The sequence below is a fragment of the Micromonospora sp. NBC_00821 genome, assembly GCF_036347035.1.
Taxonomy (GTDB): domain Bacteria; phylum Actinomycetota; class Actinomycetes; order Mycobacteriales; family Micromonosporaceae; genus Micromonospora; species Micromonospora hortensis.
Map to the genome: position 1 here is coordinate 3,087,543 of NZ_CP108880.1, position 22,377 is coordinate 3,109,919.

At 71.1% G+C, this 22,377-nt stretch carries 19 protein-coding genes; 14 read left to right on the forward strand and 5 right to left on the reverse strand.

What is annotated here, in order from left to right; translation table 11 throughout:
- Positions 1–90 precede the first annotated feature (90 nt).
- Both OHB44_RS14005 and OHB44_RS14010 read right to left on the reverse strand, forming a co-directional pair.
- Entirely contained in the window at positions 91–753 is a 663-nt protein-coding gene (locus tag OHB44_RS14005; RefSeq protein WP_238685024.1) for a response regulator, read from the reverse strand.
- A complete protein-coding gene (locus OHB44_RS14010) occupies positions 750–1,880 on the reverse strand; it encodes a sensor histidine kinase (protein ID WP_238685023.1) in 1,131 nt (376 codons plus the stop codon). Before OHB44_RS14010 ends, OHB44_RS14005 begins: the two co-directional genes overlap by 4 nt.
- A gap of 144 nt (positions 1,881–2,024) precedes the next feature.
- On the opposite strand from OHB44_RS14010, the gene OHB44_RS14015 reads away from it, so the two are divergent.
- From OHB44_RS14015 to OHB44_RS14055, 9 genes are all read left to right on the forward strand, one after another.
- Positions 2,025–3,020 carry a carboxymuconolactone decarboxylase family protein gene (locus OHB44_RS14015; protein WP_330440944.1) on the forward strand — a complete coding sequence of 332 codons (996 nt, stop codon included), beginning with the start codon at positions 2,025–2,027 and terminating at the stop codon, positions 3,018–3,020.
- A gap of 10 nt (positions 3,021–3,030) precedes the next feature.
- Entirely contained in the window at positions 3,031–3,483 is a 453-nt protein-coding gene (locus OHB44_RS14020; protein WP_330440945.1) for a DUF6220 domain-containing protein, read from the forward strand.
- Positions 3,480–5,219 carry a multicopper oxidase family protein gene (locus OHB44_RS14025; RefSeq protein WP_330440946.1) on the forward strand — a complete coding sequence of 580 codons (1,740 nt, stop codon included), beginning with the start codon at positions 3,480–3,482 and terminating at the stop codon, positions 5,217–5,219. The genes OHB44_RS14020 and OHB44_RS14025 overlap by 4 nt, the downstream gene beginning before the upstream one ends.
- Before the next feature lie 25 nt (positions 5,220–5,244).
- Positions 5,245–5,688, forward strand: a complete 444-nt coding sequence (locus tag OHB44_RS14030) for an OsmC family protein (protein WP_238685019.1) — start codon at positions 5,245–5,247, stop codon at positions 5,686–5,688.
- A gap of 57 nt (positions 5,689–5,745) precedes the next feature.
- Positions 5,746–6,831 (forward strand): hypothetical protein, encoded by a 1,086-nt coding sequence (locus tag OHB44_RS14035; protein WP_330440947.1) that lies wholly within the window; start codon positions 5,746–5,748, stop codon positions 6,829–6,831.
- 186 nt (positions 6,832–7,017) lie between these two features.
- Positions 7,018–8,418 (forward strand): non-reducing end alpha-L-arabinofuranosidase family hydrolase, encoded by a 1,401-nt coding sequence (locus tag OHB44_RS14040; protein WP_330440948.1) that lies wholly within the window; start codon positions 7,018–7,020, stop codon positions 8,416–8,418.
- A 245-nt stretch (positions 8,419–8,663) separates the two neighbouring features.
- Positions 8,664–9,278: a dihydrofolate reductase family protein gene (locus OHB44_RS14045; RefSeq protein ID WP_330440949.1), complete on the forward strand. Its 615-nt coding sequence runs from the start codon at positions 8,664–8,666 to the stop codon at positions 9,276–9,278.
- A 193-nt stretch (positions 9,279–9,471) separates the two neighbouring features.
- A complete protein-coding gene (locus OHB44_RS14050; protein WP_330440950.1) occupies positions 9,472–10,365 on the forward strand; it encodes an SGNH/GDSL hydrolase family protein in 894 nt (297 codons plus the stop codon).
- A gap of 128 nt (positions 10,366–10,493) precedes the next feature.
- Complete coding sequence (locus OHB44_RS14055) at positions 10,494–11,939, forward strand: serine/threonine-protein kinase (protein ID WP_330440951.1); 1,446 nt, start codon at positions 10,494–10,496, stop codon at positions 11,937–11,939.
- 256 nt (positions 11,940–12,195) lie between these two features.
- On the opposite strand, the gene OHB44_RS14060 is transcribed toward OHB44_RS14055, so the two are convergent.
- The 3 genes from OHB44_RS14060 to OHB44_RS14070 all read right to left on the reverse strand — a co-directional run bounded on the left by OHB44_RS14060 (position 12,196) and on the right by OHB44_RS14070 (position 15,214).
- Complete coding sequence (locus OHB44_RS14060) at positions 12,196–13,221, reverse strand: glycoside hydrolase family 11 protein (RefSeq protein ID WP_238685010.1); 1,026 nt, start codon at positions 13,219–13,221, stop codon at positions 12,196–12,198.
- Positions 13,222–13,652: 431 nt separating this feature from the next.
- Positions 13,653–14,798, reverse strand: coding sequence for an RNA polymerase sigma factor (locus tag OHB44_RS14065; RefSeq protein WP_330441228.1), 1,146 nt, complete (start codon positions 14,796–14,798; stop codon positions 13,653–13,655).
- Between the two features lie 8 nt (positions 14,799–14,806).
- Positions 14,807–15,214 (reverse strand): YciI family protein, encoded by a 408-nt coding sequence (locus tag OHB44_RS14070; RefSeq protein ID WP_238685009.1) that lies wholly within the window; start codon positions 15,212–15,214, stop codon positions 14,807–14,809.
- Between the two features lie 198 nt (positions 15,215–15,412).
- On the opposite strand from OHB44_RS14070, the gene OHB44_RS14075 reads away from it, so the two are divergent.
- From OHB44_RS14075 to OHB44_RS14095, 5 genes are all read left to right on the forward strand, one after another.
- Entirely contained in the window at positions 15,413–15,868 is a 456-nt protein-coding gene (locus OHB44_RS14075) for a Fur family transcriptional regulator (RefSeq protein WP_308193682.1), read from the forward strand.
- Positions 15,865–18,141, forward strand: coding sequence for a catalase/peroxidase HPI (gene katG / locus OHB44_RS14080; protein WP_238685008.1), 2,277 nt, complete (start codon positions 15,865–15,867; stop codon positions 18,139–18,141). Before OHB44_RS14075 ends, katG begins: the two co-directional genes overlap by 4 nt.
- A gap of 245 nt (positions 18,142–18,386) precedes the next feature.
- Positions 18,387–19,679 (forward strand): glycosyltransferase family 4 protein, encoded by a 1,293-nt coding sequence (locus tag OHB44_RS14085; RefSeq protein ID WP_330440952.1) that lies wholly within the window; start codon positions 18,387–18,389, stop codon positions 19,677–19,679.
- Positions 19,680–19,859: 180 nt separating this feature from the next.
- On the forward strand, positions 19,860–21,317 hold the full coding sequence (locus OHB44_RS14090) for an O-antigen ligase family protein (protein ID WP_330440953.1): 1,458 nt from the start codon (positions 19,860–19,862) through the stop codon (positions 21,315–21,317).
- Between the two features lie 24 nt (positions 21,318–21,341).
- Positions 21,342–22,355 carry a Wzz/FepE/Etk N-terminal domain-containing protein gene (locus OHB44_RS14095; RefSeq protein WP_266302871.1) on the forward strand — a complete coding sequence of 338 codons (1,014 nt, stop codon included), beginning with the start codon at positions 21,342–21,344 and terminating at the stop codon, positions 22,353–22,355.
- The last annotated feature ends 22 nt before the right edge of the window (positions 22,356–22,377 follow it).

Below are 22,377 nucleotides of genomic sequence, written 5' to 3' on the forward strand. Positions count from 1 at the left end.
GCCGTCGCGGACGGCGGCAATGCTAGTGCGTCGACTCTCCCTCATGTTCCCAAGGGGGGGGCTGATCCACTGCTGCCTCGGGGGCGGCGATCACCGCCGACGCGGCGTGATCAGCCCCGACTCGTACGCCCACACGACCAGCTGGGCCCGGTCACGGCAGTGCAGCTTCGTCATCGCCCTGTTGACGTGTGTCTTGGCGGTCAGCGGGCTGATCACCATGCGCGCGGCGATCTCGTCGTTGGTCAACCCACGGGCGACCAGCTCGACGATCTCCTGCTCCCGGGCGGTCAGCACGTCACGTCCGGCCGTCGGCACGGCAGGCGGTGGGCCGGCCACGAACTCACTGATCAGTGTGCGGGTGACGGTCGGCGCGAGCAGCGCGTCGCCGCGCGCGACGACGGTGACGGCGTGCAGCAGGTCGGCGGGGTCGGCGTCCTTGAGGAGAAAGCCGCTGGCGCCCGCGCGAAGGGCGGCGAACACATAGGAGTCGAGCCCGTAGTTGGTGAGGATGAGAACGCGGATCGCGGCCAGGTCGGGATCAGCGGTGATGCGCCGGGTGGCTTCGATGCCGTCGAGGCCGGGCATCTGCACGTCCATCAGGACGACGTCCGGGCGCAGACACCGTGACAGGTGGACAGCCGAGGTGCCGTCGGTCGCCTCACCGACGACCTCCAGGTGGTCCTCGGCGTCGAGCAGTGCCCGGAAGCCGGCTCGCATCAGCGCCTGGTCGTCGGCGATCAGCACCCGGATCATTCCGGCTCCCGTAGCGGGAAGGTGGCCCGGACGGTGAACCCGTGGTCGTCGTGCGCGGCGGTCCGCAGCGTGCCGCCCAGGGCACTGACCCGTTCCCGCATGCCGCGCAGTCCCACGCCCGGGGTCAGCGGCTCAGCCGGCGACGCCTGACCGTCGTCGGTGACCGCGACGGTCAGCCCCGCCGGGGCGTACTCCACCTGGATGTGCGCGGTCGCGGGCCCAGCGTGGCGGGCCACGTTGGTGAGGGCCTCCTGGATGACCCGGTACCCGGCCTGGTCGACCTCGTCGGGCAGGTCCCCGCGTTGACCGGTGACGGTCACCTGCACCGGTACGCCGACCGCCCGGGTGCGCTCGGCCAGCTCGTCCACCCGGGCCAGCCCGACCCGATCGCCGTCGGTTGGCGCGCGGAGGACGTCCAGGGTCGTACGGAGTTCGCGCATCGCGGCGCCGCTGGCCTCCTGGATCGCCAGCAGCGTGGCCGACGGCTCCTCGCCGTGTTTGCGGGCCAGGTGCACGGCGATCCCCGCCTGCACCTTGATCACCGAGATGCTGTGGGTCAGGGAGTCGTGCAGGTCGCGGGCGATGCGCAGCCGCTCCTCCCCGGCGCGCCGCAACGCCATCTCCTCGCGGGTGCGTTCGGCCTCGAAGGCCCGCTGCTCGACCTGCTCCAGGTACGCCCGGCGCTGCCGCGCGACGAGCCCGGCGACGTTGGCCGCCACGAACCAGCCGAGCAGCAAGGCCGTCCGCTCGGCGACCAGTTGACCTGGCCGGTTGGCCGGCGCCATCGAGATGTCGCGGGCCAGGAAGCTACCGAGAAAAGCGAGGCTGGCCACGGCGGCGGCCGACCGGTGTCCCTGCCAGGCGCTGACGTAGACCGCGCAGAGGACGGGGAACGCGGCGGACACCCCGGGGTGCACCCGGACGTGAACGGCCAGCATGGCGACGGTGACCACGCCCAGCGCCACCACCGGGTAGCGCCGGCACGCCGCCAGCGCCACCACAGTGGCCAGGACCAGGGCGACGTCGAGCACCTCGACCGGCGCGGCGTCCGGGGTGAGCACAGCGTTGCCGAGCAGGAGGACGCCGAGGGCGAGACCGCCGAGGGCGTACGGGAGGTCACGGCGCATGGACGCACTGTAGAACGGCCGTCGTCGGTGCAGCATCCCGCGCGCGTGGTACCTGCGGCGTACCACGGTCGCGGTATGAGCGGCGGGGCAAGTGTCTGCGGCGGCACGACGTTTTCCCGGCCCGCCGCCGCAAGCATCGAGCTCATGACATACCGCTTCTTCACCCCCACGCCCCCGAGGGCGGCCACCGGCCGCACCGCGGCGGTCTACCAACAGTTACGCGACGACTTCCTCGGGCCGTTGCCGACCTTCCAGGCGCTCTCGGCAGTGCCGGAGGTGCTGGCCGCGACCTGGGCGCTGATGCGGGAGGCGCTGCTCGCCGGGGACGCGCCCCGGGTCGACCGCGAACTCGTCGCGGCGACGGTGTCCCGGGCCAACCGCTGTCAGTTCTGCGTCGACGCCCACGTGCTGCTGCTGCACGCGCTGGGCGTACCGAAGCTGGCCGAGGCCGTCGCCCGGGGCGAGACGCCCCCCGAGCCGAGGCACGCCGTGCTCGTCGGTTGGGCGCAGGCGAGCCGCAGCCCCAGAGCCGCCGACTGGACCAGCACCCACGGCCCGGAGATCACCGGCACCCTGCTCGCCTTCCACTTCATCAACCGGGTCGTGTCCGCGTTGCTCGACCCCGATCTGCTCCCCGGCGGCCTGCAACGCTCCCCGCTGGTGCGCTCGGTCGGGGGCCGGCTCTACGCCAAGGCGGCCCGGGAGTCGAAGGAGCCCGGCGCAAGCCTTCCGCTCCTCGACGCCGACCCGGCGGCATCACCTCCCGCCTGGGCGGGGGACAGCCCGGTGGGCGTCGCCTACGCGTCGCTGCGGGACGCCGCCGTGCGGGGTGGGGATCTGCTGCTGGGCGACGTGGCGCGCGAGACCGTCACGGCCACCGTGCGCTGGGAGGACGGGCGGTTCCCGGCCCGGCCCGCGGACTGGGCCGTCGACCTGGTCCGGGACGTGCCGGGCACGGACCGCATCGGGACGCGGATCGCGTTGCTGGCGGCGTTCGCGCCCAGCGCCATCAGCCCGGGCGACGTCGCTCTCTGGCGGCTCTCCCACCCCGCCGACGCCGACCTCGTGCGGTTGGTCGCGTACGGGGCGATCACGGCCACCGATCACGTCGCCCGGGCTCTCGCCTCGGCGCGCCTCTAGGAGGTAACCCATGCGCAAGGCTCTCGTCATCGTCAGCGCCGTGTTGCTCGTCGCGTTCGCCGTGCAGTTCGTCCTCGCCGCCGTGGGCGCGTTCACCAGACCCGCAGGCGAGGACGCGTACGCGCTGCACAGCGTCAACGGCATGGCGGTCATCCCGATTCTCACAGTGCTCACCGCGGTGTTCGCGGCGCTGGCGAAGGCGCCGGGAAAGGTCATCGGACTGGCGATCCTGCCGATCGGCCTCGTCGTCCTCCAGCCGATCATCGCCATGCTGGCCGAGGCGTCCACCGACGCGTCGGGTGTCAGCACCCCGCTCGGCCTGACCATCGGCGGGTTGCACGCGCTCAACGGAATCATCGCGGTGCACGTCGTGGTCGGCGTCCATCGGGCGGCGCGACAGCTGACCGCTCCGGCTCCCGCCGAAGCGGCCCGGCTGGTCACCCGGGAAGGAGAGCCGGCGTGACCACCGGCTCGCTGCTCGTGGCCGACCTCGTGATCGCGGTCCTCGCGGCCGCCGCCTGGCTGGGCGGTGGCGCCGCGTCCGCCGTCCGCCGCCGCCCGCTCGCACTGGGACTGGCGGCCGTCGCGCTGCTCGCCACGCTCGCCCGCGCGATCACGGTCACCGCCCTCGCCCGCGCCGGCTGGTGGTTCGCCGCGGAGAAGGTCCTCATCGCGGCCCCACTGTCGCTCGCGGCGGTGGGCGTCGCCGGTCCGCGGTTGCTGCGGGCCCCGGGTGACATCCGGGCCGTCGCGGTTCCGCTGCTCTTCGCCGGGTACGCCACGAGCAGCGCCCTGCTCCTGACGGTCCTGCACGGCTATCCGGCGTCGGCAGGGGCGGGGCTGCTCGCGGTCGCCGGGGTCGTGGCGGCGACGGTGATCTCGGCGCGTGCGCTCGGTGCCCGCCCGTCCCGGACGGTGTCCCGGGTGGCCCTCGTGGTGGCGGTCGCGGCGCTGCTGACCGGAACCGGGCTGACCGTCGCCCCGGGCGCCGCGCCCGCCGTACCGCATGATCATGGTCTTGCGGCGGCCCGGATCGCCGACGAACCCACCCGGCGGTTCACACTGACCGCCGCAACCGCCACCGTGGACGCGGGCGGCCGGAACGTCGCGGCCTGGGCGTTCAACGGGCAGGTCCCCGGACCGGAGCTGACCGCTACCGTCGGCGACGTCCTGGAGGTGACGCTGCGCAACCGGGACATCGGGCGCGGGGTCACCCTGCACTGGCACGGGTACGACGTGCCGAACGATCAGGACGGGGTGCCCGGGGTGACGCAGGCGGCGGTGCGGCCCGGGCAGGAGTTCGTCTACCGGTTCCGCGCCGACCAGGCCGGCACGTACTGGTACCACACGCACTCGGCCTCCGATGTCGGCGTGCGGATGGGTCTCTACGGGGTGCTGGTGGTGCGACCGGGCCCGGTGACCGGCCTCGACGTCACAGTGCCGGTGCACACCCTGGCGGGCCGTCCGTTGCCCGCGCCGAGAGTGGAGAAGCTCGACGGCGGCGTGCCGGTGCGGTTGCGGCTGATCAACACCGACAGCACGACGCACCGGTACGCGGTGGCCGGGACCGCGTTCCGGGTGGCCGCGATCGACGGCGTCGACCTGCGCGGCCCGACGCCGCTGGTGGACACCGCCGTGCTGATCCCGGCCGGGGGACGCTACGACCTGGTCTTCGACGCGCCGGCGACCCCGGTGGCGCTGTTCGTCGACGGGCGGGCGGTCTACTCGACCGGCCCGGTGTCGACGGCGACCGGCGCCTGGCCGGTGCTCGATCCGCTCGGCTACGGCGCGACCGCCCCGGTGCCCTGGTCCCGGTTCGACAAGACGTTCACCCTCGTCCTCGATCGCGGCCTCGACCTGCGAGGACTGCTTCCCCGGTACGCCCACACCGTCAACGGCGCGGCCGACCCGGACATCCCGCCGCAGGTCGTACGCCTGGGCGACGTCGTACGGTTCACCATCGTCAACAGGTCGCAGGTCGTGCACCCGTGGCACCTGCACGGCCACCACGTCCTGGTGCTGGCCCGCGATGGCGAGCCGGTGGCCGGGAGCCCGCTGTGGCTGGACTCCTTCGACGTCCGTCCAGGCGAGGTGTGGGAGGTGGCGTTCCGGGCCGACAACCCGGGGATGTGGGCCAATCACTGCCACAACCTGGCGCACGCCGATGCCGGGATGACGCTGCATCTCATGTACTCGTGATCACGGAGGCCTGTAGTTTTCTGTCATGACCGATGACACCTTCCGTTCGGTGGCGATCGAGCGCACCAGCCTGGGCAACTACGTCGTGCGGAACTCCCGTGGCGGGTCGGTGTCGTTGGGCACGGGCGAGGACGGCAGTTTCACGCCGGTGGAGTTGCTGCTGGCCGCCATCGGCGGCTGCACCGCTGTCGACGTGGACCACATCACCAGTCGTCGTGCCGAGCCGACCGGGTTCGCCGTCGCCGTCACCGGTGACAAGATCCGCGACGAGGCCGGCGGCAACCGGATGCGGAACCTGCGGGTCGAGTTCACAGTCACATTCCCCGAGGGTGCGGAGGGCGACGCGGCCCGCGCGGCGCTGCCCCGGTCGTTGCAGCAGTCGCACGATCGGTTGTGCACTGTCTCCCGTACCGTTGAGCTCGGCACTCCCGTCGCGATCGCCGAGGGCCCCGCGCCCACCGGAGATTGACCGGCGCTGAGCACTGCTACTCAGGCCTGTGCGGTTCGTTGGTGTAAGGGTGACGGCATGCGTCGACTACTGGTGCCACTGCTGATCGTCCTCACCGCGGTGGTGGCCTGCGCCGACCCGAACGCCCAGTCAGGTCGCTCGGACCCGACGGTCGCGGAGCCGGCGCCCACCGAGCTGCTCGCCGACGGCAGCGCGCCCTGGGCCGATCTGAAGATCACCGGCGAGGACCTCAACGGCCGCCCCGCCGCGCCGAGAACGCCGGCCGCCGGCAGCGAACCGTGCCGGGCAGAGCAGCTGACCGGCCGGCTCACCACCTGGACGCGGCCCGGCACCGGCGGTGAGACGCCTCGGGGTTTCGACGCCGCCATCGGCAAGCTCATCGGCGAGGTGGACGTGCGGAACTCGTCGACTGTCGAGTGCACGCTGCAGGGCGAGGTACCCACGACCATGCTCGCCGGTGGCCGTGAGATCCCGATGCTCTACACCCACGGCATCGACGAGGAGGGCCGTACCCGGGTGGTCGCCGTGCCGGCCGGCGGCAACGCCAGCCTGCGCCTGGACTGGTCCGGGCCGTTCTGTCAGCCCGTGAAGGGGTCGTTGGAGCTCGCGATCGAGCTGCCGCACGACGGCGGCAGGTTGCGCGCACCGGTCACCGCCGACGAGCGTCCGGGCTGTCCGCAGGGGGAGAGGGTGCACCCCCGCGCGCGGGGGACGCTGTCCGCGAGCGGGTTCACCGAGCCGGTGACGGTGTCGAAGCCCCCGTCCTCGCCGCTCGAGAAGCTCACCGTCGCTGTTCAGGGGCCGGCGACCGCCGCCGCCGGGTCGCGGCTCTCCTTCCGGGTGACGCTGGGCAACCCGACCGGCGGCCCCCTCGTGCTGGACCCTTGCCCGGGCTACCTGATGGAACGGTTCTCTCTCGGCGACGCGACGAACGACGCGGTGAACTCGGCCCAGCTGTACCGGCTGAACTGCCGCGCGCTCCCGCAGATCCCCGCCGGCGGCAGTGCCGTGTTCGAAATGGTCGCCGAGGTGCCGGCCTCGATGCGGGCCGGGCGCGAGCTGAGCGTGACGTGGAAGCTCTATCTGCCGCACTACGTGCAGCGGAGTAACCAGTTTGGTGTCCTCACCCTCACCGTCGTCTGAGGAAGGTCGCTGCCGGGCCCGCCGCACCGGTGAAGTCGACGTAGGTGAGAACGGGAGATAGATACTGTTGAGTGCATGGGAGCGCTCCCGTACCATACCTGACGCGGCCTGTTAACGTTCACAATCGGTCACCGCGCAGCGACCACCACCAATGCATAGGCCGCCGTCCCGCGAGGAGGGTGCTATATGACCAGATCCAGAGCCACCAATGTTGGTCTGGTTGCGGCCGGCGTCGGCTTACTGGTGTCGTCGACAGTTGTCGGGGCCCTGCCGGCCGGTGCCGCAGCCGAGGGTTGTTCGGTGAACTACGCCGTGTCGTCGCAGTGGCAGGGCGGCTTCGGCGCCAACGTGGCGATCACGAACCTGGGTGACCCGTTGAGCAGTTGGACGCTGACCTGGTCGTACGGCGCCGGTCAGACGGTGACGCAGGCCTGGAACACGTCGCTGACGCAGAGCGGGTCGGCGGTGACGGCGAAGAACGTGAGCTACAACGCTGCGGTCCCGACCAACGGCACTGTGTCGTTCGGGTTCAACGGGTCGTGGACGAGCAGCAATCCAGCACCGACGAGCTTCGCCCTGAACGGTGTCACCTGCACCGGTGACACGACGCCGACCGATCCGCCCACCGATCCGCCCACCGATCCGCCCACCGATCCGCCGACCAACCCGCCGACGTGCAACCTTCCGTCGACGTACCGGTGGTCCTCGACGGGAGCGCTGGCGCAGCCGAAGTCCGGCTGGGTGTCGCTCAAGGACTTCACCGTGGCCCCCTACAACGGCCAGCAACTCGTCTACGCCACCACCCACGACAACGGCACCCGGTGGGGCTCGATGAACTTCGGCCTCTTCACCAACTACTCGCAGATGGCCTCCGCCAGCCAGAACGCGATGAACTCCGGCACTGTCGCGCCGTCGCTGTTCTACTTCGCGCCGAAGAACATCTGGGTGCTCGCCTACCAGTGGGGTGGGCCCGCGTTCTCGTACCGGACCTCGACCAACCCGACCAACCCGAACGGCTGGTCCGCGGCACAGACGCTGTTCAGCGGAAGCATCACCGGTTCGGGCACCGGCCCGATCGACCAGGCAGTCATCGGTGACGACCAGAACATGTACCTGTTCTTTGCCGGGGACAACGGCAAGATCTACCGGGCCAGCATGCCGATCGGCAACTTCCCGGGCAGTTTCGGCTCCAACTACACGACCATCATGAGCGACACCACCAACAACCTCTTCGAGGCCGTTCAGGTCTACAAGCTCCAGGGCCAGACCCGCTATCTCATGATCGTCGAGGCGATCGGTTCGCAGGGTCGCTACTTCCGCTCGTTCACGGCCACCAGCCTGGGCGGCTCGTGGACGCCGCAGGCCACCAGCGAGAGCAACCCGTTCGCCGGCAAGGCCAACAGCGGTGCCACCTGGACCAACGACATCAGCCACGGTGAGCTGCTGCGCACCAACGCCGACCAGACGATGACCGTCGACGCCTGCAACCTGCAACTGCTCTACCAGGGCCGTTCCCCCAACTCCGGCGGCGACTACGGCCTGCTGCCGTACCGGCCGGGTCTGCTGACCCTGCAGCGCCCGGTGTGATCACGCTCGACTGACCACCAACGGGCGGGCACGGCATCCTGCCGGGCCCGCCCGCACCACGCCACTTGGGTTCATGGAAGTCGCGGTATCCCGGTCGTCCTGACGCCGCGACCGTCGTGAACGCGAGTCGACCCCGCACCAAGCGGGGGGTACGACACGCACCATGGGGGCGGCCTGTGGCCGACGAGTTTGGGACGATGCGCCGGTCGACCTACCGACATCACCCGACTCGAAGGGACCCCGCGATGGCAACTGTCATCTCCACGCTGTTCATCTCGGCCGACGGCGTGGCCGAGATCGACCCGGACTGGCACTTCCCGTACTTCGACGAGAACATGGGCCGCGCCGTCACCGAGGACTACGACGCCGCCAACGTGCTGCTCATCGGCCGCGAGACGTACGACAGCTTCGCCGGAGCCTGGCCCGACCGGGAGGCCGCCGGTGGCGAGGACGCGCCGTTCGCCAAGCAGCTCGGCGACATGCGCAAGGTCGTCGCCTCGCGCCAGCCCCTGGAGTTCTCCTGGCGCAACTCCGAGCTGATCGACGGGGACCTCATCGACGCCGTCACCGCGCTCAAGGCCGAGGCCGACGTCCGGGGAATCCTCATCCCCGGCTCGATCTCCGTGGTGCAGCAACTGCTCGCCGCCGGCCTGGTCGACGAGCTGCGTCTGCTGGTGCATCCGGTGGCCGCGCGCAAGGGCCGCAAGCTGTTCGACGAGGGAGACGCGGCGTACCACCTGCGACTGGTGGCGTCGGAGGCGTTCCCGACCGGCGTCCTTCGCGTGATCTACGCCCCGGGCGCGGCACCGACTCCGGTCGGATACGACGAGATCAAGGACCAGGTGCCGGCCGGAAACTAGGCGCGCTTCGGGGAAGCAGTCCCGGCGGATCGGGGCCACCGGTGCCCAGTGGTACGCACCGCTGGATTGACCACCACCGATTCATCCCACACTTCGGACCGGCTTTTAGTGAGGGCTATCGATATTGACGATTGGCGGCTGCGGCGACAGGATCTCGGGCACCACCACCCTGATCCCCCTCCTGGGAGGCGCCATGACCCGTCCCCGCCTGCCCCGCCTGCGGGCAGCCACCCGGTTGGCCGCACTCGCCCTCGCCACCGCCGGCGTGCTGCTCACCGTTGCCACCCCGGCCAGCGCCGCCGTGCCCACCGGCCGTTACGTCGCGCTGGGCGACTCGTACACCGCAGGTCCGCTGATCCCGACCCAGGTCGACCTCAACTGCCTACGGTCCAACCGCAACTACCCGTCGTTGGTGGCGGCGTCCGCGGGCTCGTCGTCGTTCGCCGACGTGAGCTGCTCCGGCGCCACCACTGACGACATCCTCTACGGCGGTAGCGGCCAACTGGGCATCGCGTTGCCGCCGCAGCTCAACGCGGTCACGTCGAACACGTCGCTGGTGACGGTGCAGATCGGCGGCAACGACATCGGCTTCTCCGGCATCATCGGCGACTGCGCGGAGGCGAGCGTCAGCAGCCCGCTCGGATCTCCGTGCAAGAACCGGTACACCGCCGGAGGTGTCGACCAGTTGCAGGCGCGGATCGTCGCCGCCACGCCGAAGATCACCGCCGTGGTCCAGGCGGTCCGGCAGGCCGCGCCGGGGGCGCGGGTCGTGGTGCTCGGCTATCCGGCGATCCTGCCGGACAGCGGTTACGGCTGCTGGCCGGTCGTTCCGATCGCCTACCAGGACGTGCCGTACCTGCGTGGCGTCGAGAAGTCGCTCAACGCGATGCTGGCCAGCGTCGCGAGCGCCAACGGCGCCACCTACGCCGATGTCTACACGCCGTCGATCGGCCGTGACGCGTGCAAGGGCAGCGGCACCCGGTGGGTCGAGGGTCTGGTGCCGCAGAACTCGGCCGCGCCGTTCCACCCCAACGCCCGAGGTGAGCAGGGCATGGCCACCGCCCTGATCGCCAGGCTGAACAGCTGACCGGGCCGTAGACGGCCGAGCCCGCCCCGCCGGCAGCGGCGGGGCGGGTTTCTCCTGCGGTGCGCCGACGCGGCGCGGTGCCCAGCCTCGCCGTGCTTGAGATCGGGTAGTCCGGGGTACCGAAAGCTATGCCGAATGTGGGGCAAGTCGTCGGAGACCGTTACCGCCTGGTCGAAAGCATCGCCAGCGGCGGAATGGGTGACGTGTGGCGGGCGGTCGACGAAACCCTCGACCGCTGCGTGGCGGTCAAGATGCTGCAACCACGGTTGGTTACCGACGGCGGCTTCGGTGAGCGGTTCCGGCGCGAGGCGCGGGCGATGGCGGCCCTGCGTCATCCGGGTGTCGCCCAGGTCTACGACTACGGTGAGGTGTCCCAGTCCGGAGCGCTGGCCCTCGCCTACATCGTGATGGAATGCGTGCAGGGGCAGCCCCTGTCGGAGCGGATCGCCGAGGTCGGCCGGCTGGACGTGGCCGAGACGATGTCGATCGCCGCGCAGACCGCCCGTGCGTTGCAGGCCGCGCATGACGCCGGTGTCGTCCATCGTGACGTCAAACCCAGCAATCTGATCATCGAGCCGGACGGGCACGTCGTACTCGTCGATTTCGGTGTTGCGGTGACGCAGGAAGCGGCGAGCCTGACCGGAGCGAACCAGATCGTCGGCACTGCCCTGTACATGGCACCCGAGCAGGTAGCGAAGAACGAGATCACACCGGCGATAGACATCTATGCGCTGGGGGCTGTCGTCTACCACTGCCTTGCCGGTCGGCCGCCGCACGAGGGCGAGAATGCCGTCGCGGTGGCGCTGCGGCATCTCGAAGAGGAACCGTCGCCGCTGCCCGAGGACGTTCCGGCGGAGGTCCGGCGTGTGGTCGCCACCGCGATGGCCAAGGATCCCGCCCACCGCTTTCCGACGGCGGAGGCCATGGCGAGGGCGGCGCAGACGCTCGCGGACCCGTCTGACCACCTGCCGGCCACCGCGACCGGGGCGACCGAGGTCGGGGTGCGAACCGAGGTCACGGCTGCCCGGCGGTCGGCCGTCGGCGGCACTGCGGGCCGGGCCGTCACTCCCGGGCCCAGAGCGCTCGCGGTGCTTCTCGGATCGTTGGCCGCTGCGGCTGCCGTCCTGGTGCTCGCCGATCCCATCGGGATCATGCCCGGCCCGACCGGGCGACCGTCGACGCCTCCCGTGGTGCCGCCAGCGGTGTCGCCAACGGTGCCGCCCGAGCGGGAACCGGGCCCCGGCGTCGGCGGCGGTGAACCGGCCACCCGCAGTTCGGCGGGCATGCCGGTCCGGGCGCCCGGCTCTCCGACTCCGACGCCGACTCCGACGCGGGGCGAGGGGACGGTGGATCCGTCGACGCCGTCCGGTGGGAGCACTACGGACGCGCCCGGTCCCACCGCGTCCGAGAGCGCTCCCGCCGAGCCGACGAAAGCCCCGACGGCAGCCCCGACAGACGGAACGACAGCGCCGCCGACCTCGGGGACGACGGAGAACCCCGCGGCGGACCCCACCTTGCAACCGTCGGCGGAGGATTCGACGGCCGGAGGAGAGACCGCGGCGCCGCAGGCGTAGCGGACGGCGGTGACGCCCATGGTCTCGCGGCTGGACCGTGCCGCAAGAGCCGCCCTTTGCTCTGCACCCGCGGAAGCGCCATGCAGCGGTAGGCCGGCGGTGCCTCGGCGGGTGCAGAGCAAAGGGCACGTCGAGCGGGGCCGGCCCGACGCCGTCATGGACGGTAGGCGGGCGAGAGGTTGCCCGCGCAACGCAGTCTGGCGTGGCGACCGAAGCCGCCACGCCAGTGATGCGATGTGTCAGGAACCTCTCGGGGTCAACTGGTGCGACAGGTGACCGTCGGCCAGTTCCAGTTGCCGTTGGCCATGATCGTTAGGCCGAAGTTGTTGCCGTTGCCGTTCGGCGTCGCGGTGACGGTGCCACTGTTGCCGTTGACGGCGGCGTTCCAACTGTTCTGAACGCTCTGGCCGCCACCGAGGCCGAGGCTGACGACCCAGTTGTTGGTGCCGCTGACCGCGACATTGAGGTTGAACCGGTCACCCCACTGCTGGCCGGCGGAGATCGTCGCGTTGCAGTTGCCGGTCCCCGGGTTGCCGGTGGGGGGAGGGGTGGTCGGGTTGCCGCCGCCGCTGCCCTCCCGGACGGTGATGTCGGAGCTTCCGCTGCTCTGGTAACCCTCGGTGGCCATGACCTGGTAGCTGTGGTTGGTGCCGAGGTTCAAGCCGGCCCGGGCCCACGCGTCGAAGTGGTTGGCGGTGGTGATGGTGCCACTCGAGCGCTTCTGCTGGCGGACGCTCCAGAACTGGTAGAACGTCTGGTTGCCGTCGATCGACGGGGCGTTGACCCGCTGGCTGCGGAGGATGTCGTAGGTGCCGCCGTCGGTGGTGACAGTGCCCATCCGCTGCGCGCCACTGCTCGGGTTGTAGGTGCCGAAGTTCTCCACCACGTAATACTCGATGAGCGGGTTGCGCGTCCATCCGTACAGGGCGAGGTAGGTGTTGTTGTTGCCCGGGTTGTAGCTGCCCGAGTAGGTGACCGTCCGTCGGTTGCCGGTGGCCCAACCCTTGCCGCCGACCCAGTTGTTGGTGCTCCGGTCCCAACTGCTGGTGTACCGGCCGTCGGCGCGCAGCGTCATGCTGGCGTTGCCGCTGTCCTTCCAGAACGAGAAGTAGTACCCGTTGTGCGTGCCGGTGAGGTTCGACGTGAGGGTCCGGTCGGCCTCGGCGTACGCGTTGGTGGCCGTCATCGTGCCGGCGACGGCCACGACGGCGGCGCATGCGGCGCCCAGGAGCAGCCGCATGCGGCCGCGACCTCTCGGTTTGGTGTGGCTGGTGTCGGTCATGGAACTGTTGCCTCCTCTGACGGCTGGCGGGGGCCAGCGGCGCGGTACGCCTCGGCAGGCTGCCGGTGGTCGGGTAAGGGCCACGGCGTCGTACCGCTCGGTGGTGGTGGGCCGGTCGTCCTGCACGACGATCGGAGAAGTGGGTCGTGGTGGCCGGTGCTGACGACAATCGAGCGCCGTCGATGGCGACCGTATTAACCCAGCCGTCGCCTTGTCAACAATTTTCGGAAACAGGGTGGCAACACCGCTGTCGTCACCGGAGCGACATCCATCCAGGTCAGTAGTCGATCAGAGTCCGGGGCCGTCACTGCGGCGTCGCAACACCTGAACATCGGTCGGGGTGGGGGTTGCCGAAAGTTCCGGAGACTTTCCGGACCAGGTGCCCCGGCCGTGGCGAGGGGCGCGGGCAGCCGCTGCCGTTGCCCGCGGGGTCAGCGACGCAGCAGGGCGTTGAGCCGGGCGGACTGGCGGGTCAGGTGGTCGCGTTCGGCGAGGTTGGGAGCCTGCTGGGCGGCTTCGGCGTACAGCCGCGCCGCCGTTGCCAGGTCGCCGTCGCGCTCGTGCAGGTACGCCGCCACCGCCGTGTACCGGGGCAGTGCGTCGTCCACCGCCGCGAGTGCCTTCAGCCCGGCCCGGGGGCCGTCGGCCTCACCGACCGCCACCGCGCGGTTGAGTCGGACGACCGGGTTCGCGGTCAGGCGCGCCAGCTCGTCGTACCACTCCACGATCTGCACCCAGTCGGTCTCGGCGGCGGTCGGCGCGTCCGCGTGCAGCGCCGCGATGGCCGCCTGGGCCTGGAACTCACCCAGTTGGTCGCGGGCCAGCGCCGCCTGCAGGATCTCGACGCCCTCGGCGATCGACCGGGTGTCCCATCGGCGGCGGTCCTGCTCGGCGAGCGGCACCAGGCTGCCGTCGGGCCCGGTCCGGGCGGCGCGCCGGGCGTGGTGCAACAGCATGAGGGCGAGCAGCCCCGCCACCTCGGGGTGGTCGATCGCGGCCGCGAGCTGCCGGGTGAGCCGGATGGCCTCGGCGGCGAGATCCACGTCACCGGAGTAGCCCTCGTTGAAGACCAGGTAGAGGACGCGCAGCACGGTGGCGACGTCACCGGGTCGGTCGAACCGCAGCCCGGACACGGTGCGCTTGGCCCTGCTGATGCGCTGCGCCATGGTCGCCTCGGGCACCAGGTAGGCGTGGGCGATCTGCCGGGTGGTCAGCCCGCCGACGGCGCGCAGCGTGAGCGCGACAGCGGACGACGGCGTCAGCGACGGGTGGGCGCACAGGAAGTAGAGCTGGAGCGTGTCGTCGACCGTGAGGGCCGGCCCTGGCCCCGGTTCCTCGTCGACGAGATCCTCGCGCCGACGGCGAGCGGTGTCGGCTCGGGCCGCGTCGAGGAACCGTCGCCACGCCACAGTGGTCAGCCAGCCCAACGGGTCGCGCGGCGGGTCGGCCGGCCAGACCCGGACCGCCTCGACCAGGGCGTCCTGCACGGCGTCCTCGGCCGCCGCGAAGTCGATTCCGCGGCGGACGAGGATCCCGAGGACGCTCGGCGTGAGGCTGCGCAGCAGCGTCTCGTCCATCGAAGCCGTCACTCAGTGATGGTGGGGGGCTCGCTCAGGAACGGGCGCAGCTCCAGCCACTCGTGGATCGGCTTCCCGCCCGCCCCGGGAGCTGCCGACAGCTCCCCGGCCAGCTCGACGGCCCGGTCGTGACTGTCGACGTCGATCACCATCCAGCCGGCGATGAGATCCTTGGTCTCGGCGAACGGGCCGTCGGTGACCGGCGGGCGGCCCTCGCCGTCGTACCGGACGAACGTCCCCTCCGGGGCGAGGGCCTGGGCGTCGACGAACTCCCCGGTGCCCTCGAGTCGGGCCGCGAAGTCGCGCATGTACTGCACGTGGTCCGAGATCTCCGCCGGTGTCCACTGGTCCATCGGCACGTCGTTCACCGTGGCCGGGGTGCCCCGGTAGTGCTTGAGCAGCAGGTACTTCGCCATCGTGGTGCTCCTCGGTGCTGGCTGCGACCCATTGTGGTCGCGTTCACTGCGGGGACGAAGCCGGTAGGCGCTTCTCGACATCGCTGTCCGGTTTTTTTCCTCCCGCAGGTTAATCTCGGGTGAATCGTCCGCCGTTGGGGCACCTCGGAGGGCGCAAAACTTGATTCGTTCCAAAATAGTGAGCTAGTGTTCGTACTCGTGATGTCCGACTTCGAGGCGCAGCTGCGGGCCGTCTCATTGCGCGTGACCCGGCCCCGGTTGGCGGTGCTCGCGGCGCTGCGCGACCACCCGCACGTCGGCACCGACGCGGTGATCGCGCTGGTCCGCGCGGAGCAGCCCACTGTCTCCCACCAGGCGGTGTACGACGTGCTGCGCGTGCTCACCGACGCCGGCCTGGTGCGGCGCATCCAGCCGGCCGGGGCGACGGCCCGCTACGAGTCCCGGATCGCGGACAACCACCACCATGTCGTGTGCCGCTCCTGCGGCGCCATCGCCGACGTCGACTGCGCCGTCGGTCACGCCCCCTGTCTCACCGCCTCGGGCGACCACGGGTTCACGGTCGACGAGGCGGAGGTCGTCTACTGGGGCACCTGCCCCGACTGCGCGACCGACCGCACGCCCCAGAGATCCGCAAGCTCGGAAGGAAGTACATGAGCGACACCCAGGACAACGGCCCCGTCAGTGCGCAGGGCGTGGACCAGAAGGCAGCGGCCGGCTGCCCGGTCGCGCACGACTCGGTGACCGCGCACGGCAGCGAGAGTGAGAACCCGGCGATCGACTCGCCGACCCCGAAGACCGGTGGTCGCCCGCGCACCAACCGGGACTGGTGGCCCAACCAGCTCGACCTGTCGGTGCTGCACGCCCACTCGTCCAAGGGCAACCCGCTGGGCGAGAACTTCAGCTACGCCAAGGAGTTCGCGAAGCTCGACGTCGAGGCCCTCAAGCGCGACATCGTCGAGGTCCTCACCACCTCGCAGGACTGGTGGCCGGCCGACTTCGGCCACTACGGCGGCCTGATGATCCGGATGAGCTGGCACGCCGCCGGCACGTACCGCATCGAGGACGGCCGCGGCGGCGCCGGCGACGGTGGGCAGCGGTTCGCCCCGCTCAACAGCTGGCCGGACAACGCCAACCTGGACAAGGCCCGCCGGCTGCTCTGGCCGGTCAAGCAGAAGTACGGCCAGCAGATCTCCTGGGCCGACCTGCTCGTGCTCGCCGGCAACGTCGCCCTGGAGTCGATGGGCTTCAAGACCTTCGGCTTCGGCTTCGGTCGCGAGGACGTCTGGGAGCCCGAGGAGATCTTCTGGGGTCCGGAGGACACCTGGCTGGGCGACGAGCGCTACGCCTCCGAGAAGGAGATGGCGGCCGGCGTCGGCTCGACCGAGATGGGGCTCATCTACGTCAACCCGGAGGGCCCGCGCGGTAACGCGGACCCGGCCGCGGCGGCGCACTTCATCCGGGAGACCTTCGGCCGGATGGCGATGAACGACGAGGAGACCGTCGCCCTCATCGCCGGTGGTCACACCTTCGGTAAGACCCACGGTGCCGGCGTCGCCGACAACCACGTAGGCGCGGAGCCCGAGGGCGCTCCACTGGAGGCGCAGGGCCTGGGTTGGCTGAGCACCCACGGCAGCGGCAAGGGCGCCGACACGATCACCAGTGGTCTCGAGGTGACGTGGACCGACGTGCCGACGCAGTGGAGCAACCGCTTCTTCGAGATCCTCTTCGGCTACGAGTGGGAGCTCACCACCAGCCCCGGCGGTGCGAAGCAGTGGGTCGCCAAGGACGCCGAGGCGATCATCCCGGATCCCTTCGACCCGGCGAAGAAGCACCGGCCGACGATGCTCACGACCGACCTGTCGCTGCGCGTCGACCCGGCGTACGAGAAGATCTCCCGCCGCTTCCTGGAGAACCCCGACCAGTTCGCGCTGGCCTTCGCCAAGGCGTGGTACAAGCTGCTGCACCGCGACATGGGCCCGATCGAGCGCTTCCTCGGACCGTGGGTGGCCGAGCCGCAGCTCTGGCAGGACCCGGTGCCGGCCGTCGACCACGAGCTGGTGGGCGACGCCGACATCACCGCGCTCAAGGCGAAGGTCCTGGAGTCCGGTCTCACGATCGACCAGCTGGTCTCCACCGCCTGGGCCTCTGCCGCGAGCTTCCGGCACACCGACAAGCGCGGCGGCGCCAACGGCGCGCGCATTCGCCTCGAGCCGCAGCGCAGCTGGGAGGTCAACCAGCCCGAGCAGCTGGCCACCGTCCTCACCACCCTTGAGGGCATCCAGCAGGAGTTCAACGCTGCCGGCGGGGCGACCATCTCGCTCGCCGACCTGATCGTGCTGGCCGGTTCGGCCGCCGTCGAGAAGGCGGCGCGGGACGCCGGCGTCGAGGTGACAGTGCCGTTCCGGGCGGGCCGCACCGACGCGACCCAGGAGCAGACCGACACCGATTCCTTCCGGGTCCTCGAGCCGCGCGCCGACGGTTTCCGCAACTACCTGCGCGCTGGCGAGAAGACCCAGCCGGAGGTGCTGCTGGTCGACCGTGCCTACATGCTCAACCTGACCGCGCCCGAGATGACCGTCCTCATCGGCGGCCTGCGCTCCCTCGGTGCCAACGTCGGCGGCAGCCAGCACGGTGTGCTCACCGACCGGCCCGGCGTGCTCAGCAACGACTTCTTCGCCAACCTGCTCTCCCCGGGCACCCGGTGGAGCGCGTCGAAGTCCGACGAGCACGTGTACGAGATCCGCGACCTGGCCACCGACGAGGTGAAGTGGACCGCCACCGCGGTCGACCTCATCTTCGGGTCCAACTCGCAGCTGCGCGCCCTCGCCGAGGTCTACGCCAGCCAGGACGCCCGCGACAAGTTCGTGGCCGACTTCGTGGCCGCCTGGACCAAGGTCATGGAGCTCGACCGGTTCGATCTCGCCTGACAGGTACCACCGACGAGCCCCGGCCGATCCGCACGTGATCGACCGGGGCTCGTCGCCCTTTGCGTGCCGTTCGACGCGGCACCGGCGCCGTCCACCTCGATGTCACCCCGGTGCCATTCCCTTCGCGACGAATCCCATGGATGATTTTCCTGTCTCATTGATCAGCTGGCGGACGGGCCCATCCATGGCAAGGTGTTGACCCTGCCCGGGCGGCGGGCGCGGACCTAGTCACGCAGGGAGTCAACGTGGCCCATCCCGACCTGCAGGCCGAGGACGTGGACCAGCACGCCGAAAGCCCTGCGATACCCCGGCAGCGGGTGGTCCCCGCCCGGCGGTCCCGAGCGGGCGTCGCCGACACCGGCACCGTCTGGCGGCCGCTGCGGATCGCGATGATCGGCCAGAAGGGGATACCGGCGACCTACGGCGGGATCGAACGGCACGTGGAGGAGATGGCCAGCCGGCTCGCCAGCTACGGCCACGAGGTCACCGTCTACTGCCGCCGGAGCTACGGCGAGACACCCGCCGACGGCTACCGGGGCGTACGGCTGCGCCAGACCCACACGATCTCGAGTAAACACCTCGACGCCATCGTGCACGCGGCGACCTCGACCATGGCGGCGGTGGCCGCGCGGCCCGACATCGTGCACTACCACGGGCTCGGGCCGGCCCTGGTCGCCCCACTTCCGCGTGCCCTGTCCCGGGCACGCGTGGTGCTGACAGTGCACGGTCTGGACAACCAGCGGAGCAAATGGGGGCTCGCCGCGCGGGCGGTGCTGGGCAGCGCCCACTGGTTCAGCGGGTACGTTCCGCACCAGCGGGTGGCGGTCTCCCAGGGGCTCGCCGCCCACTATGACGCCCGGTTCGGCCGCCCGACGACCTACATCCCCAACGGCGTGAACCCGGCCCGACCGGCGCGGACCCGTCAGATCCAGGACCGGTTCGGGCTGACCCCCGGCGGCTACCTGCTGCTGGTCGGTCGGCTGGTGCCGGAGAAGGCGGCCGACCTGCTGATCCGGGCCTTCCGCCGGACCGAGACCCCGCTGCGCCTGGCGATCGTCGGCGGGTCGTCGTTCACCGACGACTTCGTGGACCGGCTGCGCCGGGAAGCCGGGGCGGACGACAGGATCGTCTTCACCGGGTTCGCCTACGGTGACCTGCTCGCCGAGCTGTACGCCGGTGCCGCCGGCTTCGTTCAACCGTCCCGGTTGGAGGGACTGCCGTTGACGTTGCTGGAGGCCGCCGCGTACGGGCTGCCGGTGGTCGCCAGCGACATCGCGCCGCACGTCGAGGTGCTCACGTCCGACACCGCCGGCGGGCGGTTGTTCCGCGACGGCGACGAGGACGACCTGGTCCGGGTGTTGACGTCGCTGCTCGCCGACCTGCCGGGCGAACGGGCCGGTGCGGTGGCGCTGGGTGAGCGGATCACCAGCAGGTACAGCTGGGACACCGCCGCCCGCGAGTTGGAGCAGCTCTATCTCCGGCTGGCTCCGGAGCCGGGCCGCCGGGGCAGCGCGCGACCCACGGGGGCCGCCGACTGACCGGACGGCGTCGGCCGGTGGGGTGTCGGATCAGCCCCCCGGGGGACGGAGCAGTCGGTGCAACGGCCCCTTCTGCCGTCGGGGTGACAGGACTAGATTGAACCGATCTTGTGCCGGGAGGACATCGGTTGGCCGCGCCCGGCAGCGGCCGGGCAGCGCCGATTCAGTTCAGTGGGATCAGTGGAACAACACACGCAGCAGGTCACTCCGCTCATGACCAAGCGGCTCGACCCGACCCGCCTGCTCACCGGCGGCGCGGCGCTGGCCGCCGCGGTCGTGGCGGTGGTCGCGGGCGTCTCCATGGCGGCCGGTGACCGCAGGGGCATGGTGCTGCCGCTCGCCGCGGTAGCGGGGATCGCCGTGGCCGTCCTCGCGCTGACCCGGTTCACCGGGTACGTGCTGCTGATGCTCGCGGTGCGCTCCTGCGTCGACCTGTTCAAGCTGACCGGCCCGAGCGCCGGCCAGGCCGACTCCGCCGGAACGGCCCGGGCGGTGGACCCCTCCACACTGCTCGCTGTGCTGTTCCTCCTCGCCGCCGGGCTCTGGCTGGCCGCACAGCTCAGCCGTCACGGGCGGCTACGCGGCTCCCCGCTCAGCTGGGCCATGCTGCTCGTCGGCGCCAGCAGCGTGGTCAGCGCCCTCGGTGCCAGCCGGCCGGCGAACAGCCTGCTGGAGGCGCTGCGGATCCTCACCGTGGTGGTGATGTTCGTGGTACTGGAACAGCTCATGCCGGACACCGCGGCGATCCGTCGGGTCCTGCTCGCCTGCTACGCCTCCCTGGTGCTGGCGCTGGGCTACACCGTCGTGCTGTCGCTGCTCGGCAACCCGCCGGCCGAGGTGAAGGGCGACTTCACCCGGATCAGCGGCACGTTCAGCCAGTCGACCACGTTCGGCCGCTACCTGATGTTCATGGTGATCTTCGGGTTCGCGGTGTACCGCTTCCTGGATCGTCGACTGCGGGTGTCCCTCGCGGTGCTGCTCGCCCTCTCACTGCTGTTCCTGCTGCTCACCAACACCCGCAGCGCCCTGCTCGGCGCGGCGATCGGGCTGGTGGTGGTCGCGGCGCTGCATCGCAGCAAGCGGATGCTGGTCACTCTCTGCGTGGTGGCGGTCGCCGGGGTGGCACTGGTGCCCGCCGTCGGCGAACGCTTCGCCCAACTCGGTACGTCCCGCGCTGTCGGCGGAGACCCGACCGGAAACACCCTGGCCTGGCGGATCGACTACTGGACCGAGATCGTCACGCTCGCCGACCGGAACCCGGTGACCGGGATCGGGCCGAACATGACCCAGCGTGAGACCGACGAGGCGAAGAAGCCGCACAACGACTTCCTGCGGGCGTACGTGGAGACCGGGCTGCTCGGTCTCGGGGCGTACCTGCTGATGCTGTTCGCTTTTCTGCACACCGCCCGGACCGCGCTGCGGCGCGCGCCTCCGGGCAGCTTCGAGCGTGGCGTCGCTGTCGGATTCACCGGCTGCGCCGCCGCGTTCCTGGCGGTCAGCGCCGCCTCCAACGTCATTTCCAACGTGGTCACCCTCTGGTACTTCGTCGCGTTCGCGGCGGCGGCCAGCGTGATCGCCCGCCAACCGGCTCCGAACCTGACCGGCGAGCAGCCACGAGGCACGTCCGTCCCGGTTTGACTGAACGACAGCATTGGGGAAAAAGTGGAGATCGTCGACTACCTGCGGGTCGCCCGGCGGCGCCTCTGGGTACTCGTGGGGGTGCCGGTGCTCGCCACCGGCGCCGCGGCCGCCATCGTCCTGTTCGCGCCGCAGCAGTTCAGCGGGACCGCGTACGTGGCGGCGCCGGCCCTGGTGGGCGGCGCGGCCGGCACGCAGTACACCGGCACGCAGGCGGCGAACCAGTTCGTCGCGGCGTTCGGCGCGGCGGTCACCTCGCCCCGCGTCCTCGCCGACGTGGCCGCCGACACCGGGGTGCCGCCGGAGCGGCTGCGCGACGGGCTCGCCGTCAGCCAGGTCGGCGCGAGCAGCCAGTTGGAGGTGACGTACACCGCCGGCGACCGGGCGACTGTCGCGCCGGTGCTGACCGCGACCACCACCCGGGCGCTTGCCTTCCTCTTCTCCTCCCAGGTTGGCATCGCCACCGGTGAGGTCGAGGCGGCCAACGCCGACGTCACAGCGGCGACCAAGGCCATCGGTGAGTGGGAGAAGGCGAACAAGGTCTCCCAGCCGGACCGGATCTACCAGGCCACGCTGGGTGAGCTGACCAGCCTGCGCCAGCAGCAGCTCTCCATGCAGGCGGTCGGCAACGGCCGGGGTGTCGACGCGGCGACCGCCGCGATCACCGCCGCCCAGAGGAAGCTCGACGAGCTGGGGCCGAAGCTCCCCGACTACCAGGCCCTGCTCGCCCAGCGCGACGCGGCGACCAACGCCCTGTCCCAGGCGCGGGAGGGGTTGCAGGCGGCGCGTGCGCAGGCCCAGGCCGCCGATCCCAAGCAGGTCACCAGCATCGGCGAGGCGCACGAGGTGAGCCGGATGACCGAGCTGGTGCGCACCGCCCTGCCGGTGGGCGGTGCGGGTCTGCTGCTCGGGGTGCTGCTGGTGGGCGTACTCGAACTGCTCTCCCGGGGTCGTGCCGCCACCCGGCCGGTGGCCCCGGTGGCGACCACCGCGGCCCCTTCGGCGCCGGCGGAGACCGTGACCGCGGCACGGCCGTGACCGTCGCGGAACGAGCCGCCGG

Excerpts from the sequence above, each read along its gene's own strand:
- OHB44_RS14060 (WP_238685010.1), bottom strand. The coding sequence starts at position 13,221 with ATGACCGACACCAGCCACACCAAACCGAGAGGTCGCGGCCGCATGCGG.
- OHB44_RS14030 (WP_238685019.1), top strand. The coding sequence starts at position 5,245 with ATGACCGATGACACCTTCCGTTCGGTGGCGATCGAGCGCACCAGCCTG.
- OHB44_RS14020 (WP_330440945.1), top strand. The coding sequence starts at position 3,031 with ATGCGCAAGGCTCTCGTCATCGTCAGCGCCGTGTTGCTCGTCGCGTTC.
- OHB44_RS14015 (WP_330440944.1), top strand. The coding sequence starts at position 2,025 with ATGACATACCGCTTCTTCACCCCCACGCCCCCGAGGGCGGCCACCGGC.
- OHB44_RS14010 (WP_238685023.1), bottom strand. The coding sequence starts at position 1,880 with ATGCGCCGTGACCTCCCGTACGCCCTCGGCGGTCTCGCCCTCGGCGTC.
- OHB44_RS14055 (WP_330440951.1), top strand. The coding sequence starts at position 10,494 with ATGCCGAATGTGGGGCAAGTCGTCGGAGACCGTTACCGCCTGGTCGAA.
- OHB44_RS14050 (WP_330440950.1), top strand. The coding sequence starts at position 9,472 with ATGACCCGTCCCCGCCTGCCCCGCCTGCGGGCAGCCACCCGGTTGGCC.
- OHB44_RS14035 (WP_330440947.1), top strand. The coding sequence starts at position 5,746 with ATGCGTCGACTACTGGTGCCACTGCTGATCGTCCTCACCGCGGTGGTG.
- OHB44_RS14045 (WP_330440949.1), top strand. The coding sequence starts at position 8,664 with ATGGCAACTGTCATCTCCACGCTGTTCATCTCGGCCGACGGCGTGGCC.
- OHB44_RS14040 (WP_330440948.1), top strand. The coding sequence starts at position 7,018 with ATGACCAGATCCAGAGCCACCAATGTTGGTCTGGTTGCGGCCGGCGTC.
- OHB44_RS14070 (WP_238685009.1), bottom strand. The coding sequence starts at position 15,214 with ATGGCGAAGTACCTGCTGCTCAAGCACTACCGGGGCACCCCGGCCACG.
- OHB44_RS14065 (WP_330441228.1), bottom strand. The coding sequence starts at position 14,798 with ATGGACGAGACGCTGCTGCGCAGCCTCACGCCGAGCGTCCTCGGGATC.
- katG (WP_238685008.1), top strand. The coding sequence starts at position 15,865 with ATGAGCGACACCCAGGACAACGGCCCCGTCAGTGCGCAGGGCGTGGAC.
- OHB44_RS14005 (WP_238685024.1), bottom strand. The coding sequence starts at position 753 with ATGATCCGGGTGCTGATCGCCGACGACCAGGCGCTGATGCGAGCCGGC.